Source organism: Bacillus sp. PS196 (genome assembly GCF_037963555.1).
GTDB lineage: Bacteria > Bacillota > Bacilli > Bacillales > Bacillaceae > Bacillus > Bacillus subtilis.
The window spans coordinates 1,656,033-1,669,400 of sequence record NZ_CP150159.1 but is presented as its reverse complement, the minus strand read 5'-3'; the positions used below and the strand labels follow the sequence as shown (position 1 = coordinate 1,669,400).

General features: G+C 43.7%; 17 protein-coding genes. 1 reads left to right on the top strand and 16 read right to left on the bottom strand.

Annotated elements, in window-relative coordinates; all coding sequences use genetic code 11:
• Positions 1-25 precede the first annotated feature (25 nt).
• The 15 genes from dprA to NST79_RS08760 all read right to left on the bottom strand — a co-directional run bounded on the left by dprA (position 26) and on the right by NST79_RS08760 (position 11,672).
• On the bottom strand, positions 26-919 hold the full coding sequence (gene dprA / locus NST79_RS08830; RefSeq protein WP_212060482.1) for a DNA-processing protein DprA: 894 nt from the start codon (positions 917-919) through the stop codon (positions 26-28).
• A 60-nt stretch (positions 920-979) separates the two neighbouring features.
• Positions 980-1,882, bottom strand: a complete 903-nt coding sequence (sucD, locus tag NST79_RS08825) for a succinate--CoA ligase subunit alpha (protein ID WP_212060484.1) — start codon at positions 1,880-1,882, stop codon at positions 980-982.
• Between the two features lie 28 nt (positions 1,883-1,910).
• Positions 1,911-3,068, bottom strand: coding sequence for an ADP-forming succinate--CoA ligase subunit beta (sucC, locus tag NST79_RS08820; RefSeq protein WP_003244732.1), 1,158 nt, complete (start codon positions 3,066-3,068; stop codon positions 1,911-1,913).
• 172 nt (positions 3,069-3,240) lie between these two features.
• Positions 3,241-3,522 (bottom strand): FlhB-like flagellar biosynthesis protein, encoded by a 282-nt coding sequence (locus NST79_RS08815; RefSeq protein ID WP_003232001.1) that lies wholly within the window; start codon positions 3,520-3,522, stop codon positions 3,241-3,243.
• The gene (locus tag NST79_RS08810; RefSeq protein WP_212060486.1) at positions 3,519-5,249 is read right to left on the bottom strand and encodes a hypothetical protein; all 1,731 of its coding nucleotides are present in this window, start codon (positions 5,247-5,249) and stop codon (positions 3,519-3,521) included. The genes NST79_RS08815 and NST79_RS08810 overlap by 4 nt, the downstream gene beginning before the upstream one ends.
• 31 nt (positions 5,250-5,280) lie before the next feature.
• Positions 5,281-6,048 carry a ribonuclease HII gene (gene rnhB / locus NST79_RS08805; RefSeq protein ID WP_029317794.1) on the bottom strand — a complete coding sequence of 256 codons (768 nt, stop codon included), beginning with the start codon at positions 6,046-6,048 and terminating at the stop codon, positions 5,281-5,283.
• Between the two features lie 70 nt (positions 6,049-6,118).
• Positions 6,119-6,967, bottom strand: a complete 849-nt coding sequence (gene ylqF / locus NST79_RS08800) for a ribosome biogenesis GTPase YlqF (RefSeq protein ID WP_003232007.1) — start codon at positions 6,965-6,967, stop codon at positions 6,119-6,121.
• A 142-nt stretch (positions 6,968-7,109) separates the two neighbouring features.
• The gene (rplS, locus tag NST79_RS08795; RefSeq protein ID WP_003220825.1) at positions 7,110-7,457 is read right to left on the bottom strand and encodes a 50S ribosomal protein L19; all 348 of its coding nucleotides are present in this window, start codon (positions 7,455-7,457) and stop codon (positions 7,110-7,112) included.
• A 139-nt stretch (positions 7,458-7,596) separates the two neighbouring features.
• Positions 7,597-8,328 (bottom strand): tRNA (guanosine(37)-N1)-methyltransferase TrmD, encoded by a 732-nt coding sequence (trmD, locus tag NST79_RS08790; RefSeq protein ID WP_015715877.1) that lies wholly within the window; start codon positions 8,326-8,328, stop codon positions 7,597-7,599.
• Entirely contained in the window at positions 8,325-8,849 is a 525-nt protein-coding gene (gene rimM / locus NST79_RS08785) for a ribosome maturation factor RimM (RefSeq protein ID WP_003232013.1), read from the bottom strand. The genes trmD and rimM overlap by 4 nt, the downstream gene beginning before the upstream one ends.
• Before the next feature lie 5 nt (positions 8,850-8,854).
• Positions 8,855-9,241, bottom strand: a complete 387-nt coding sequence (locus NST79_RS08780; RefSeq protein ID WP_015715875.1) for a YlqD family protein — start codon at positions 9,239-9,241, stop codon at positions 8,855-8,857.
• A 121-nt stretch (positions 9,242-9,362) separates the two neighbouring features.
• The gene (locus NST79_RS08775) at positions 9,363-9,608 is read right to left on the bottom strand and encodes a KH domain-containing protein (protein WP_014476792.1); all 246 of its coding nucleotides are present in this window, start codon (positions 9,606-9,608) and stop codon (positions 9,363-9,365) included.
• Entirely contained in the window at positions 9,608-9,880 is a 273-nt protein-coding gene (rpsP, locus tag NST79_RS08770; protein ID WP_003220815.1) for a 30S ribosomal protein S16, read from the bottom strand. The genes NST79_RS08775 and rpsP overlap by 1 nt, the downstream gene beginning before the upstream one ends.
• 105 nt (positions 9,881-9,985) lie before the next feature.
• Positions 9,986-11,326, bottom strand: a complete 1,341-nt coding sequence (gene ffh / locus NST79_RS08765; RefSeq protein ID WP_014113771.1) for a signal recognition particle protein — start codon at positions 11,324-11,326, stop codon at positions 9,986-9,988.
• Positions 11,327-11,339: 13 nt separating this feature from the next.
• On the bottom strand, positions 11,340-11,672 hold the full coding sequence (locus NST79_RS08760) for a putative DNA-binding protein (RefSeq protein ID WP_003238590.1): 333 nt from the start codon (positions 11,670-11,672) through the stop codon (positions 11,340-11,342).
• Between the two features lie 177 nt (positions 11,673-11,849).
• On the opposite strand from NST79_RS08760, the gene NST79_RS08755 reads away from it, so the two are divergent.
• Positions 11,850-12,335, top strand: coding sequence for an Ig-like domain-containing protein (locus NST79_RS08755; protein ID WP_003245834.1), 486 nt, complete (start codon positions 11,850-11,852; stop codon positions 12,333-12,335).
• A 37-nt stretch (positions 12,336-12,372) separates the two neighbouring features.
• Here NST79_RS08755 and ftsY read toward each other — a convergent pair whose 3' ends face one another.
• A complete protein-coding gene (ftsY, locus tag NST79_RS08750) occupies positions 12,373-13,362 on the bottom strand; it encodes a signal recognition particle-docking protein FtsY (RefSeq protein WP_003232026.1) in 990 nt (329 codons plus the stop codon).
• Positions 13,363-13,368 lie beyond the last annotated feature (6 nt).

Here is a 13,368-nt window from a genome sequence, read left to right as displayed (position 1 = left end):
ACAATACCGTTTGTCAAACGATAATTCAAAAGGGTTCCGTATATTGAACGTTTCTCTCAGGAAGTTCCTCGAAAATATCCTCTGCTGACCATATGGCTTTAGCCCCCTGCTGGATCAGTTTTATAGGACCTCCGGCGTAAGGGTCAAACAATGAACCGGGTACGGCAAATACCTCTCTCCCTTGTTCCAATGCTTGATAGGCAGTAATCAGCGAACCGCTTTTTTCTTTGCCCTGAACGACAATAACGCCTTCACTTAGTCCGCTGATAATACGGTTTCTCATAGGGAAATGCCATTTTTGGGGTTTAGTTTCAGGTGGGTGCTCTGACAGCAGGATATGGTATTTAGCCATGTGATCTGCTAACTGAAGGTTTTCTCGGGGATAAATGTGTTGAAATCCGCCTGCAATGACGCCAATTGTCCGCCCCTTCGCCTTAATACTTGCAGCATGGGACATTCCGTCTATCCCAGACGCCAGTCCGCTGACAATCACCCAACCTTTACGACAGATCTCTTTTGTAAGATGATTGACAACTTGTTTCCCATAAGCTGTTGGATTTCTTGTCCCTACAATTCCAATTTTTCTCCCTTTCGAAAGAAGAGTCATATCACCTTTTGCAAACAGTACGGCGGGGGGATCATAAATGCTTTTAAGCCAGAAAGGATATTGCTTTGAAGAAATAGGGATGGTGTTAATGCCTTGCTCACGATAAGCAGCAAGTACACGCGGGAGCTTTGGATAAAATTGTTCTATTTCGTTTTTTAATGCAGCTGCTTTTATTTGATCACGAGTAACCGTTTGTAACACGGGTGATGTCAGCGACATAGACGGATCGGCTTTCCACCATTTTAATAGAAGGGATGGGGATAATAATTGATTGATTCTGCAAATCGTTAGGCAGGCAGCGGCCTGATCCAATAGATTGACCTCCTTTTGTTAGAAAAAGCAGGAACAGCCTTGACGGCTGTCCCTTTTTTATTAATGCGTTTTACAAGTTTCGAACAAGTTCTTCTCTTTCAGCACCTTGATTAAGGTTTCACCCATGACAGAAGGTGTCTCTGCAACTTCGATTCCGCATGCATTAAGGGTTTTGATTTTTTCATCAGCTGTCCCTTTCCCGCCGGAAATAATGGCGCCTGCATGCCCCATGCGCTTCCCAGGAGGTGCTGTTTTACCGCCGATAAAACCGACTACCGGTTTTGTCATGTTGGCTTTTACCCACTCTGCCGCTTCCTCTTCGGCCGTACCGCCGATTTCGCCAATCATGATGACTGCGTGTGTGTCAGGATCTTCGTTAAACGCTTTTAAAACGTCAATAAAGTTTGTTCCATTTACAGGGTCGCCGCCGATTCCAACAGCTGTAGATTGCCCTACACCCGCTTCTGAGAGCTGGTGCACCGCTTCGTATGTTAATGTTCCTGAACGTGATACAACGCCTACATGACCCTTTTTATGGATGTATCCGGGCATAATGCCGATTTTACTTTCTTCAGGCGTAATGACACCAGGACAGTTCGGCCCTATCAGTCTCGTTTTCTTGCCTTCCATGAAGCGTTTGACCTTCACCATATCCAAAACCGGGATATGTTCTGTGATACAAATCACGAGATCAAGCTCCGCATCTACCGCTTCCATAATCGCATCAGCTGCAAACGGTGCGGGCACATATATAACAGACGCGTTAGCGCCGGTCGTTTGAACTGCTTCAGCCACTGTATTAAATACAGGAACACCTTCCGCTTCTGTTCCGCCTTTTCCAGGTGTTACACCGCCAACGATATTTGTGCCGTATTCAAGCATCTGCTTCGTATGAAATAAAGCGGTAGAACCTGTAATCCCTTGCACAATAACTCTTGTATCTTTATTAATGAAAACACTCATTATTTGGTCCCCTGCCTTTCATTCTTTCTTAAACTAAGGATACGATTTTCTGCGCGCCGTCAGCCATTGATTCCGCAGATGTAATGTTTAATCCTGATTCACTAAGGATTTTCTTCCCTAGATCCACGTTTGTGCCTTCAAGACGGACGACAAGCGGCAATGTCAAACCAACTTGTCTAGTCGCTTCAACAACCCCTTCTGCGATGACATCACATTTCATAATGCCGCCGAAAATGTTGACAAAAATCCCTTTAACGTTTTGATCAGAAAGAATGATTTTAAATGCTTCCGTGACTTTTTCAGCGGTTGCACCGCCGCCCACATCAAGGAAGTTGGCCGGTTCTCCTCCATAATGCTTGATAATATCCATCGTGGACATTGCAAGCCCCGCGCCGTTTACCATACAGCCGATATTTCCATCAAGGGAAATGTAGCTTAGATCATATTTGGACGCTTCAATTTCTTTCGGATCTTCTTCATCCAAATCTCTGTATTCCATAATGTCCTTTTGTCGGTACAACGCATTGCTGTCAAAATTCAATTTTGCATCAAGCGCCATCACATTTCCGTCGCCGGTAACAACAAGCGGATTGATTTCGGCGATTGAGCAGTCTTTCTCAACAAACGCTTTATATAGTCCAAGCATAAATTTAGCAGCTTTTCCCACGAGCTCTTTTGGAATATTAATAGCGAATGCAATTTCTCTGGCTTGATAGCCTTGAAGGCCAACAGCCGGATCAATGACAGCTTTTTTGATTTTTTCCGGTGTTTTCTCCGCAACCTCTTCAATTTCCGTTCCGCCTTCTTCAGAAGCCATCAAAACGATTCTTGAAGTGGCGCGGTCAAGCACTAGACCGATGTAATATTCTTTTTTAATATCGCAGCCTTCTTCAATAAGTAAGCGTTTTATTACTTGGCCGTCCGGACCCGTCTGATGTGTAACTAGGGTCTTCCCTAATAGTTCTTCGGCATACGCTTTTACTTCGTCTAATGATTTTGCTATTTTTACCCCACCAGCTTTGCCTCGACCGCCAGCATGAATTTGAGCCTTTACGACATAAACCGAGCTGGATAAGCTCTTTGCACTCTCAACTGCTTCTTCTGCTGTAAAAGCCACTTTACCTTCAGGAACAGATACCCCATATTTTCTGAGGACTTCTTTTCCCTGGTACTCATGGATATTCATTTCCCATCCTCCTAACTTATGTAACAAAACTAAAATAGACTGCGCTTTCATTCTATAATAATACTGGAAGAATTGTCTACAGTTCGATGCAAAATCTTTTAATCCTTCTAAACATTCAAACTTTTACTTTATTAAAAACATAAATTTCAAAGGAGGATGGGGAATATTTTAGCTATTTTTTGTTTTTTACGCTTTCGTCCAATTTGTAAATGAATGAAAAAATCTCGGCTACCGTTTCATAAAGAGCTTCAGGAATTTGATCATCTACCGTCAAATGGCGCATTAATTCGACAAGGGTCCGATCTTCTTGAATCGGGACCCCTGCTTTTTTCGCTTCTTTGATAATGTTGTCAGCTACATGGCCCTTCCCTGTGGCAATCACTCTCGGCGCCTTGTCTTTTTGTTCGTCATAATGGAGAGCAACAGCTTTTCTGATCGGTGTCTGCTCTTTCATATTTTCACATCCACTTCCTGATCACTGATACTTGTTATATATTGATCGATTGAAGCCTTTTCTTCGGTGTGAACCCTTTTTTTAGCGTTTACCCCTGAAAGGCTGTACCCCATTTCCTTTAGCCCCTGTTTAAGCGCGGGCACCATCGGATCGATCGCAGCCTGCAGCTCGAAATCAGTCTCTATTGTAATGGTCATGACTTTTTGTTGTACCAAGCAATCAACGACGGTTTCTTTTAGTGTATCAAGCTGCAGCAAAAACAAAAGGCGGCAATGGGAAGGATCAAGCTTTCCATCCGCTTCTTTCTTTCCTTTAAACAGAACAGTCATGTCCTGAACCCCTGACTTCGAAAACATCGGAAATGACATTACAATTTGGCTGTATGATGGATGGTCCTGCTGCATGAAAAGCTGGCCATTTAATTTATGAAAAAGCTGATCGGCTTCTTGTTTGACTGGTTCGGCTACCTCATGCGATGCTCTTAAGGCAGAAAGAGCCAGCTTGATGGATTGCATTTCGCCAGATGTGACTGCGCTTCCTTGTTCAAACGCTTTAATGAACGCAACCTCGTCCCTTGCGCCGATTGCCGTTTTCACTTTGGATAAGAAAGAAAGAACATCTGCCTTATCCGCCAAATGGGGTGCTGTCTGCTGAACAGCCTTTAAAAAGACTTCGGCTTCCTGGTCTGTGACTTGTGCCGCCTGTAAAACAGCTGAAGCTGCAAGTGACTTACTATCACCCGATGAAGCAGCCGCTTTAATCCAATTTGCTGCTTCTTTCACAATTTGGAGACTGTTTTTTTCAGCAGATTCCGTCAGCTTCATCAGCAGCTGGCGAGCTTCTTTAATTGGAATGTCTGCTGCTGTTTTAACAGACTCTTCTTGTATGCTTCTCTGTTCTGCTGTGTGATTTGCAATCGGCAGGCTGGCTTTTCCGGGGGAGCCAGCTGGTGTGCTAAGCTCCCTGCTTCCAGCAGTATTGGCCGGAGAAGGTGCTTTCGTATTGTCGGTTAAAGAAATAAGCTTATCAATCAGCCGTTCTGCATGGACATCGATTTCACTATTTAAAAGCACCGTGACTGCTTCCTTTAGCTTTGACATCATTTGGCTCTGCTGAGGGTTTTGGTCGATTGCCTGTAGCAGCTGGGATACGTGCTGATGCAACGGAACAGGCGATTTCACAGCGTGAACACCATTCAAAATCTCGGAGTGAATGGGAAGATCACGCTTTAAAGCGAAGAGAACCGTTTCAACTGCTTTTTTTGTGTCTTGCGAAGGCAGCGTGTCCATCCAGCGGACAGCTGTTTTGATATCATTTTCTGTTACGGGTGTTTTGCTTTTCAGCATCGCTCCTGTCATCATGAGAGCTGCGTTTGACGTCTTCACTGAAATAGCATTTAAAAGTTTGCCAGCTGCATCCTGAATGGTTTTAGGATTTTGATCAAAGCTTTGAACGACCTGAAGACGGCCTGTTTGCTCTGCCGTTTTTTTTTCGTAGGAAAACCAATAGTATGCCTGAGGACGAAGCTGAGTTTCAAGTTTTCCCTGAACAGTTTGATTGCCGACTTGGATCAGGGCATGCTGATCTCCTAGTAAACGAAGCACTTTTCCTAAGAGGAGACGCTTCTCCCCGTTTAGCGCTTCGTTTACTTTTGATGTTTCCTGCGGGACGGCTGTACGCCCGAAAAGGTGCTGCAGCGCCTTTTGCACATCATTTCGTATGTTCATTTTAAAAAGGTGCCTCCTTGTCCATGGTGATTTATCTGAAAGATTGAACAGGAGCGAAAGTTTTGCGGTGCAATTCAGTTGGGCCGTATGCAGCGAGAGCTTCCAAATGTTCTTTTGTCCCATAGCCTTTATTTTTTTCAAAGCCGTACATGGGATACGTTTCGGCATAAGCGCTCATCATTCGGTCCCTCGTCACTTTTGCGATACACGCACCTGCCGCAATAGACACGCTTTTGGCATCGCCTTTTATAATTGACGCCTGAGCCGTGTCGAGCGGAAGTGTCATTGCGTCAACAAGCAAATAATCAGGTGTATCCGACAAATCCTGTATCGCTCTCACCATTGCCATTTTTGAAGCTTCATATATATTGATCTCATCAATCACAGTAGCTTCTACAATTCCTATCCCGACCGCCAGTGCTTCCTTCATAATAAGCTCGTAATATTCCTCGCGTTTTTTCTCTGAAAGCTTTTTGGAGTCTGTCAGCCCAAGTATTTCACATTCCTCTGGAAGGATGACTGCGCTGGCGACAACTGGTCCTGCCAATGGCCCCCGGCCGACCTCGTCAACACCTGCAATCAAGCGAAATCCTTTGTTTCTTGCCAGCCTTTCATAGGAAGTCATATTCACCCATTGTTCTTTCAGCGCTTTTTCTTTCGCTTGCTTTTTAAGCCATTGCTCTACAAGCGTTTGAACGCTTTTTCTCGGGTCGTTTTCGCATTGGGCAATAAATGGGTCTTGTGCATCCTTCACTTCCTGCAAACGGTCTTTAATGTCCTTTACGGTTAATGTATTCACTTTCTCTTCTCCCTTACTGTATGTATCGGTTCAGCCAAGAAAAAATAAAGACCCGCATTTCTGCGCGCCTTTACATCGTCGGCTGTTCAAATGACAGCCTGCCGAACTTTTCAGTGCGAATATCGCGAATGATGACTTCAGTCGTCTTATCGTAGTTGATGAGCCCACCGCTCATGAGACAGCCCCGCTTTTCACCTATTGCATCAAACAGCTCGGCAATGTCCTCTGGGATCTCATCAAGGCCATAACGCTCTTTAAGCCGTTCTGGGTAATGTTCTTCGAGAAAACGAAGACCAAACACGGCCACGTCCTGCAAATTGATAATCGAGTCTTTAATAGCCCCGGTGACTGCCAGTCTCAAACCGACAAGCTCATCCTCAAATTTAGGCCACAAAATTCCCGGTGTATCTAATAGCTCTAATTCTTTCCCAACTTTGACCCACTGTTGAGAAGTCGTAATACCAGGTCTGTCTCCCGTTTTTGCTATGTTTTTCTTTGCAAGCCGGTTGATGAGTGTTGATTTTCCGACGTTTGGAATACCGATAATCAAAGCACGAATCGCTCTCGGCTTCACACCTTTCGCACGCATCCGGTCAAATTTTTCTTGGAGGATCTCTTTTGATGCAGGCACAATTTGATTTAACCCTTGTCCATTTACAGAATTAATAGACAGAGAGCGGATCCCCTGCTTCTCAAAGTGCTCTTTCCACTGCTGTGTAACTGCCGCATCTGCTTTGTCAGCCTTGTTTAACAGCATAATTCGCGGCTTGTTTTTTAGAATATCTTCAATCATTGGGTTTCTTGATGACATTGGAATTCTGGCATCTACCAATTCATATACGATATCGATTAATTTTAATTTTTCGGTTACTTCCCTTCTTGCTTTTGCCATATGGCCCGGGAACCATTGAATTGTCATGTGACACGAACACCGCCTTTATCTTCAGTATGCATGATTCATTGTTGTCCTTTATGTATTTTACGATGCCTGTCCGGCATTTTCAAATTCTGTATAAAAAAAGAGCTTGTTACAGGTAACAAGCTCTTTTCGTTCGTTATCATTATCGTCTGATCTCTTTAATACGAGCCGCTTTTCCGCGAAGTTCACGCAGGTAGTAAAGTTTAGCACGGCGTACTTTACCGTAACGTACAACTTCGATTTTCGCGATTTTTGGTGTGTGTACTGGGAAAGTACGTTCAACGCCAACACCGTAAGAAATCTTACGAACTGTGAACGTTTCGCTGATTCCACCACCACGACGCTTAATCACAACACCTTCAAAGATCTGGATACGCTCACGGTTACCCTCAACAACTTTAACGTGTACACGTAAAGTGTCACCAGGACGGAACGCAGGAAGATCAGTACGAAGCTGTTCTTTTGTGATATCTTCAATTAGTTTTTGCATCGTTTTCAACTCCTTCCAACAGATGCTCTTGGCCACAAAAACCGGCACAGCGGAACATCGTTTTCAAGCTTGCAGCGGATAAGCCCGCTTAAGCCACAAGTAGTATCTTATCACAATTTCATAGCCTATGCAATAAAATCTATTCTTTTTCCCATTCAGAAATCCACTTTCTTTGCTGCTCTGTAAGCGGGTAGTCTTTCAACAGATCCGGACGTCTTAGGTAGGTCCTTCTGATCGATTCTTTATTCCGCCATTCTTCAATTTTTGCATGGTTTCCTGACATGAGTGTTTCAGGCACTTTTAAACCTTTGTAATCTGCCGGTCTTGTATAATGCGGGTGCTCTAAAAGTCCGGTGCTGAAGGAATCCTCAATATGGGAAGCCTCTTTACCCAGTACACCCGGAAGCAGTCTGACCACACTGTCTGCGATCATCATTGCAGGGAGCTCACCGCCCGTCAGAACAAAGTCGCCAATTGATATTTCATCCGTTACCAAGTGCTCGCGAATGCGTTCATCATAGCCTTCATAGTGGCCGCAAATGAACAGCAAATGCTCTTCCTTAGCTAATTGCTCGGCTTTTTTTTGGGTAAAACGCTCACCTTGCGGGCATACGAGGATAATACGCGGAGCAGCGGCTGCCTTTGATGTCAGGTCCTCAACCGCGTCAAAAACAGGCTGGGGCTTGAGAACCATGCCTGCCCCGCCGCCATAAGGATAATCATCAACAGTATTGTGCTTGTTATCAGAGTACTCCCGGAAATTTACGACTTGAAACTGCACCGCATCTTTTTCCTGGGCTTTTTGAAGAATCGATGAGCCGAGCACGCCTTCAAACATTTCGGGAAACAGCGTCAAAAAATCGATTTTCATTCGTCTATTAACCCTTCCATGAGTTCAATCTCAATTTTCTTTTCCCTGACATCGATATGTTTAACCACTGATTCAATGTAAGGAATGAGTGCGTCTTTTTTTCCTTTTCGTCCGATGACCCAAACGTCATTGGCTCCAGGCGTCAAAATTTCTTTGACCTTTCCGATGAGTTCGCCTTCTTCAGTAAATACTTCACACCCAATAATTTCGTGGAAATAAAATTCACCCTCATTCAGCTCTCCTAATTCTTCTTCAGGAACTTTAATGATTGCGTTTTTCAGCTCTTCTACTTCATTTAGGTTTTGTCTTTCTTTAAACTGCAGGAGATGAAATTGCTTATGCAGTCTATGTGTGTTTACCGTTACCTCCACTGGTTCGTTACGGCCGTCCATAAACAAATACAGCGTGTTTCCCGGCTTGTATCGTTCTTCGGCAAAATCTGTTTTTGAAATCACCCGCACTTCGCCTTTGATTCCGTGGGTATTTACGATTTTGCCTACATTAAACCATCGCTTTGTCATTATGATCACCTCTGGCGAATTTCAATTACTTTTCCGTCTTTTATGACGATGGTGTTCGCTGCTGTTTTCTCATGCCAGTCATCCCCGGCTTCAATCGTCAGCAGCGCATCGACTTCCTTTTCTTTCAACTCACTGCCAAGCGGCAATGTATGTACTTGAGCAATTTGAAAATCGATGATTTTCATATCATCTTTTCGCTTTTCTATTGCCTTTTTAAATTGTTCTATCATATCAGGGTTTTGCTGTTCTTTCTCATGTTTTCTAAGCTGAAAATAGAGCTGGCTGCATTCTCGTTCAAGCATTTGTTTCTTTTCGGCAAAAGAAGCTAAAAGCTTTTCTTTACTGCGCTCGGTTAAGACTTGCATAACGGCTACACGGTGAATAATTTGCATCGCACCAAGCTCCCCGCTTTTAAAACTTTTACTCGCCCAGGCTTTTCTATTTTGCCTAAGCTTCTATCAGTTTACCCTTTTTTTGCGTGTAAAAAAAGGGGAGGTGCCGGCCCTCTCCCTTTTAGTCAAATATTTCAAATTGAACTTTCTTAGAAGACTGTGCGCCAGCTGCAAATACAGCTGTTCGAATCGCTTTTGCAGTCCGGCCTTGCTTTCCGATAACTTTACCGGTATCTGACTTATGGACAGATAAGCGCAGCGCAATCTTTTGATCGGTTTCTTCTCTTATGACGCGAATGTCATCTGGATGATCAACAAGCGGCGTCACAATGTGGACAATCAAATCTTCCAAGTGTTGATCAGTCATTACTTGCCTTGTTTAGCGTTGTGGAATTTTTCCATGATTCCTTGGCTAGAGAACAAGTTGCGAACTGTATCAGATGGTTTCGCTCCAGTTTGAAGCCATTTAAGAGCAAGCTCTTCGTCAATTTTTACTTCCGCTGGTTTTGCAACCGGGTTGTAAGTTCCGACTGTTTCGATGAAACGGCCGTCACGTGGTGAACGAGAATCTGCTACAACAATACGATAGAAAGGAGATTTTTTTGCTCCCATACGTTTTAAACGAATTTTTACTGCCATTTTACTAGCACCTCCGAAAATATTTCAACAAGATAGTATATTAACAATGATAAAAGTGTTTGTAAAGTGTTTTTTCTTAACAACGGTTTTATCATGTATAACCGATTACATAAAAGGTAGCTTAAACCCTTTTTTCTTGCCTTTTGACATGTTTGTCATCTGCTTCATCATTTTTTTCATTTCATCAAACTGCTTAAGCAGACGGTTGACTTCCTGTACGGATGTCCCGCTTCCTTTCGCAATCCGCTTCCGCCGGCTGGCATTGATGATATCCGGCTGTTCTTTTTCAAGAACAGTCATTGATTTAATGATTGCTTCCACATGATTCAGCTGTTTTTCATCAACTTGGATGTTTTTCAGGCCTTTCATTTTACCTGCACCCGGCATCATTTGCAGAAGCTCATCAAGCGGCCCCATGTTTCTGACTTGCCCGAGCTGCTCCAGAAAATCGTCCAATGTGAAGCTCATCGTTCTCATTTTTTGTTCCAGCTCTTTGGCTTTGTCTTCATCAACGCTGGCCTGTGCTTTTTCAATCAATGTCAGCACGTCGCCCATGCCGAGAATCCTTGATGCCATGCGTTCAGGGTGGAACGGCTCTAACGCATCAAGCTTTTCGCCCAAACCTGCGAACTTAATTGGCGTGTTTGTGACAGCGCGAATAGAAAGCGCAGCCCCGCCGCGTGTGTCTCCATCCAGCTTAGTTAACACAACACCGGTTAAACCGAGCTGTTCATTAAAGCTTTTGGCAACATTCACAGCGTCCTGACCGGTCATTGAATCGACAACCAGGAAAATTTCTTCCGGATTCGCGATTTCTTTGACGTTGGTCAGTTCATCCATCAGTTCATGGTCGATATGCAAGCGGCCTGCCGTATCCAAAATGACATAGTCATAATGTTCTTCCTTGGCTTTCTCAATAGCCTGTTTAGCTATTTCTACAGGACTGACCTGATCGCCAAGAGAAAAAACAGGCATATCAAGCTGTTTGCCGAGTGTTTCCAGCTGCTTAATTGCGGCTGGGCGGTAAATATCGGCAGCAACCAGCATCGGTTTGCGATTATGCTTTTTGCGCAGCAGATTCGCAAGCTTACCGCTTGTTGTCGTTTTACCGGCACCTTGGAGACCGACCATCATAATAACAGTCGGCGGCCTTTTTGCGACGGCGATTTTGCTCTCTTCGCCGCCCATCAGCTCAGTCAGTTCCTCTTTAACAACTTTAATGACCTGCTGGCCGGGCGTCAGACTTTTCATGACGTCTTGGCCTACAGCGCGTTCACTTACTTTTTTGACAAAATCTTTGACTACTTTAAAGTTAACGTCAGCCTCAAGCAGCGCAAGACGAACCTCACGCATCATATCTTTTACATCTTGTTCGCTGACTTTCCCTTTTCCGCGGATTTTAGAAATCGTCTGCTGCAGTCGGTCGGCTAATCCTTCAAATGCCATAGTTTGCCGCCTCCTAATCTAATTTCTCAAGCGCTTCAATCAGAGCTGTAATTTCTTCCTCTTCTTTTGAACCAGAAGCAAGCTCCTTCAGCTTATTAAACATCTCTTTACGCTCCTGAAACTTTTTCAAAAGGAGCAGCTTTTCTTCATATTGTTCAAGCATCGCTTCTGTTCGTTTGATGTTATCATAAACAGCTTGTCTTGAAACCTCATATTCTTCGGCTATTTCGCCTAGGGAGAAATCGTCCAAATAATAAAGCGACATATAGCTCTTCTGTTTTGACGTCAACAACGACTGATAAAAATCAAACAGATAATTCATTCTCGTTGTCTTTTCGAGTGACATTTGAGCTCTCCCCTTTGTTAAGTCAAATCCCTTTACGATAACTTAGTTTACACGGTTTTATTGACACTGTCAAGTTTTTATCTTGTCAAAGCGACGATTAACCTTTTCCAAAATACGCTAAATATCATCCAATTTATTCCGATATTGTATATGAACCCTATTTTAAGGAGGATTTTTATGAAAAAAATCGGTTTATTGTTTATGTTGTGTCTGGCAGCCCTGTTTACAATAGGTTTCCCGGCACAGCAAGCAGACGCTGCTGAGGCACCTTATAAAGCCTCAATCACAAATATCAGCACAGATGGAGGGGTATACGGTAAAATCAATTACGGGCAAGGTCAATATTGGCGAGTCAAGTACAATATTACAGTAAGCGGCAAATTACTCGACCAAAACGGACAGCCAGTGCCAAACGCGCCCGTAAGATTTGAAGCGGACACGAAGGTCGGAAACACAACACAAACTGCTTCAGGAACAACTGATGCAAACGGAACATTTGAGGTTCCAATGTATTTGGGGCCAGCTGCTGGTTACTATACGTATTACACATCTGTTTCCGTTCATTACTATGACATCATCCCATTCAGAGTTTTTTCTGGTGAGTCAAGACTGGTATCCACTGATAACAGCCTTTATCATTTCGCCTATCAAGTAAGAAGATAAAAAAGAAAAAGGCCCCCAAGATGTTGGGGCCTTTTTCTTAATCGTCGGCTTTTTCCACTAAATCTGAAAAGAGTCCGTACACATAGGATTCTGGATCAAATTCCTGAAGGTCATCAACTTTTTCTCCTAAACCGACTAGTTTAACCGGGATGTGAAGCTCGTTGCGAATCGCAAGGACGATACCGCCTTTTGCCGTACCGTCAAGCTTCGTTAAAGCAATGCCGGTAACATTTGTTGCTTTAGAGAATTCTTTTGCCTGAGCCATTGCATTTTGGCCGGTCGTGGCATCAAGGGCAAGCAGCACCTCATGCGGAGCTTCAGGAACTTCTCTTTCGATAACACGTTTTACTTTTTCAAGCTCTTTCATGAGATTTACTTTGTTTTGGAGACGCCCTGCCGTATCACAAATTAATACATCGGCATTTCTTGCTTTCGCAGCATGAACAGCATCGTAGATGACAGCTGCCGGATCGCTTCCGGCCGTCTGCTTAATGACAGGCACTCCTGTACGCTCTCCCCATACTTCCAGCTGTTCAATGGCTCCCGCTCTGAAAGTGTCTCCGGCGGCAAGTACGACAGATTTTCCTTCTTGTTTCATTTTATGAGCAAGCTTTCCGATCGTTGTTGTTTTCCCGACACCGTTTACACCTACCAGAAGGATTACGTTTAAACGCCCATCCTGGATGTTCAGTTCTGAAATTTGCTCATCTCCGCTGTTATAAATCTCGACCAGTTTCTCAGAAATCACTGACTGGACTTCCTTTGGATCTTGAATATTTCTGCGTTTGACTTCTTTTTTCAGCTCATCTATTAATTCCATAACGGTTGTAAAACCGACATCCGCGCTGATAAGAACCTCTTCAAGCTCTTCGAAGAAATCCTCATCCACTTTACGGTAACGGGATACAAGATCATTCACTTTGTTTTGAAAGGAGTTTCTTGTTTTTTCAAGGCCATCCTTAAACTTTTCAGATACGGAATCTGTCTGTTTTGTGATTTTCTCTTTTAATTTTTTAAAAAAGCTCATCTTTTA

What these genes read in the sequence shown, in the direction of transcription:
- sucD (WP_212060484.1), bottom strand. Translation starts at nt 1,882, where the DNA reads ATGAGTGTTTTCATTAATAAAGATACAAGAGTTATTGTGCAAGGGATT.
- sucC (WP_003244732.1), bottom strand. Translation starts at nt 3,068, where the DNA reads ATGAATATCCATGAGTACCAGGGAAAAGAAGTCCTCAGAAAATATGGG.
- NST79_RS08815 (WP_003232001.1), bottom strand. Translation starts at nt 3,522, where the DNA reads ATGAAAGAGCAGACACCGATCAGAAAAGCTGTTGCTCTCCATTATGAC.
- NST79_RS08810 (WP_212060486.1), bottom strand. Translation starts at nt 5,249, where the DNA reads ATGAACATACGAAATGATGTGCAAAAGGCGCTGCAGCACCTTTTCGGG.
- ylqF (WP_003232007.1), bottom strand. Translation starts at nt 6,967, where the DNA reads ATGACAATTCAATGGTTCCCGGGCCATATGGCAAAAGCAAGAAGGGAA.
- rplS (WP_003220825.1), bottom strand. Translation starts at nt 7,457, where the DNA reads ATGCAAAAACTAATTGAAGATATCACAAAAGAACAGCTTCGTACTGAT.
- trmD (WP_015715877.1), bottom strand. Translation starts at nt 8,328, where the DNA reads ATGAAAATCGATTTTTTGACGCTGTTTCCCGAAATGTTTGAAGGCGTG.
- rimM (WP_003232013.1), bottom strand. Translation starts at nt 8,849, where the DNA reads ATGACAAAGCGATGGTTTAATGTAGGCAAAATCGTAAATACCCACGGA.
- NST79_RS08780 (WP_015715875.1), bottom strand. Translation starts at nt 9,241, where the DNA reads ATGCAAATTATTCACCGTGTAGCCGTTATGCAAGTCTTAACCGAGCGC.
- NST79_RS08775 (WP_014476792.1), bottom strand. Translation starts at nt 9,608, where the DNA reads ATGACTGATCAACACTTGGAAGATTTGATTGTCCACATTGTGACGCCG.
- rpsP (WP_003220815.1), bottom strand. Translation starts at nt 9,880, where the DNA reads ATGGCAGTAAAAATTCGTTTAAAACGTATGGGAGCAAAAAAATCTCCT.
- ffh (WP_014113771.1), bottom strand. Translation starts at nt 11,326, where the DNA reads ATGGCATTTGAAGGATTAGCCGACCGACTGCAGCAGACGATTTCTAAA.
- NST79_RS08760 (WP_003238590.1), bottom strand. Translation starts at nt 11,672, where the DNA reads ATGTCACTCGAAAAGACAACGAGAATGAATTATCTGTTTGATTTTTAT.
- NST79_RS08755 (WP_003245834.1), top strand. Translation starts at nt 11,850, where the DNA reads ATGAAAAAAATCGGTTTATTGTTTATGTTGTGTCTGGCAGCCCTGTTT.
- ftsY (WP_003232026.1), bottom strand. Translation starts at nt 13,362, where the DNA reads ATGAGCTTTTTTAAAAAATTAAAAGAGAAAATCACAAAACAGACAGAT.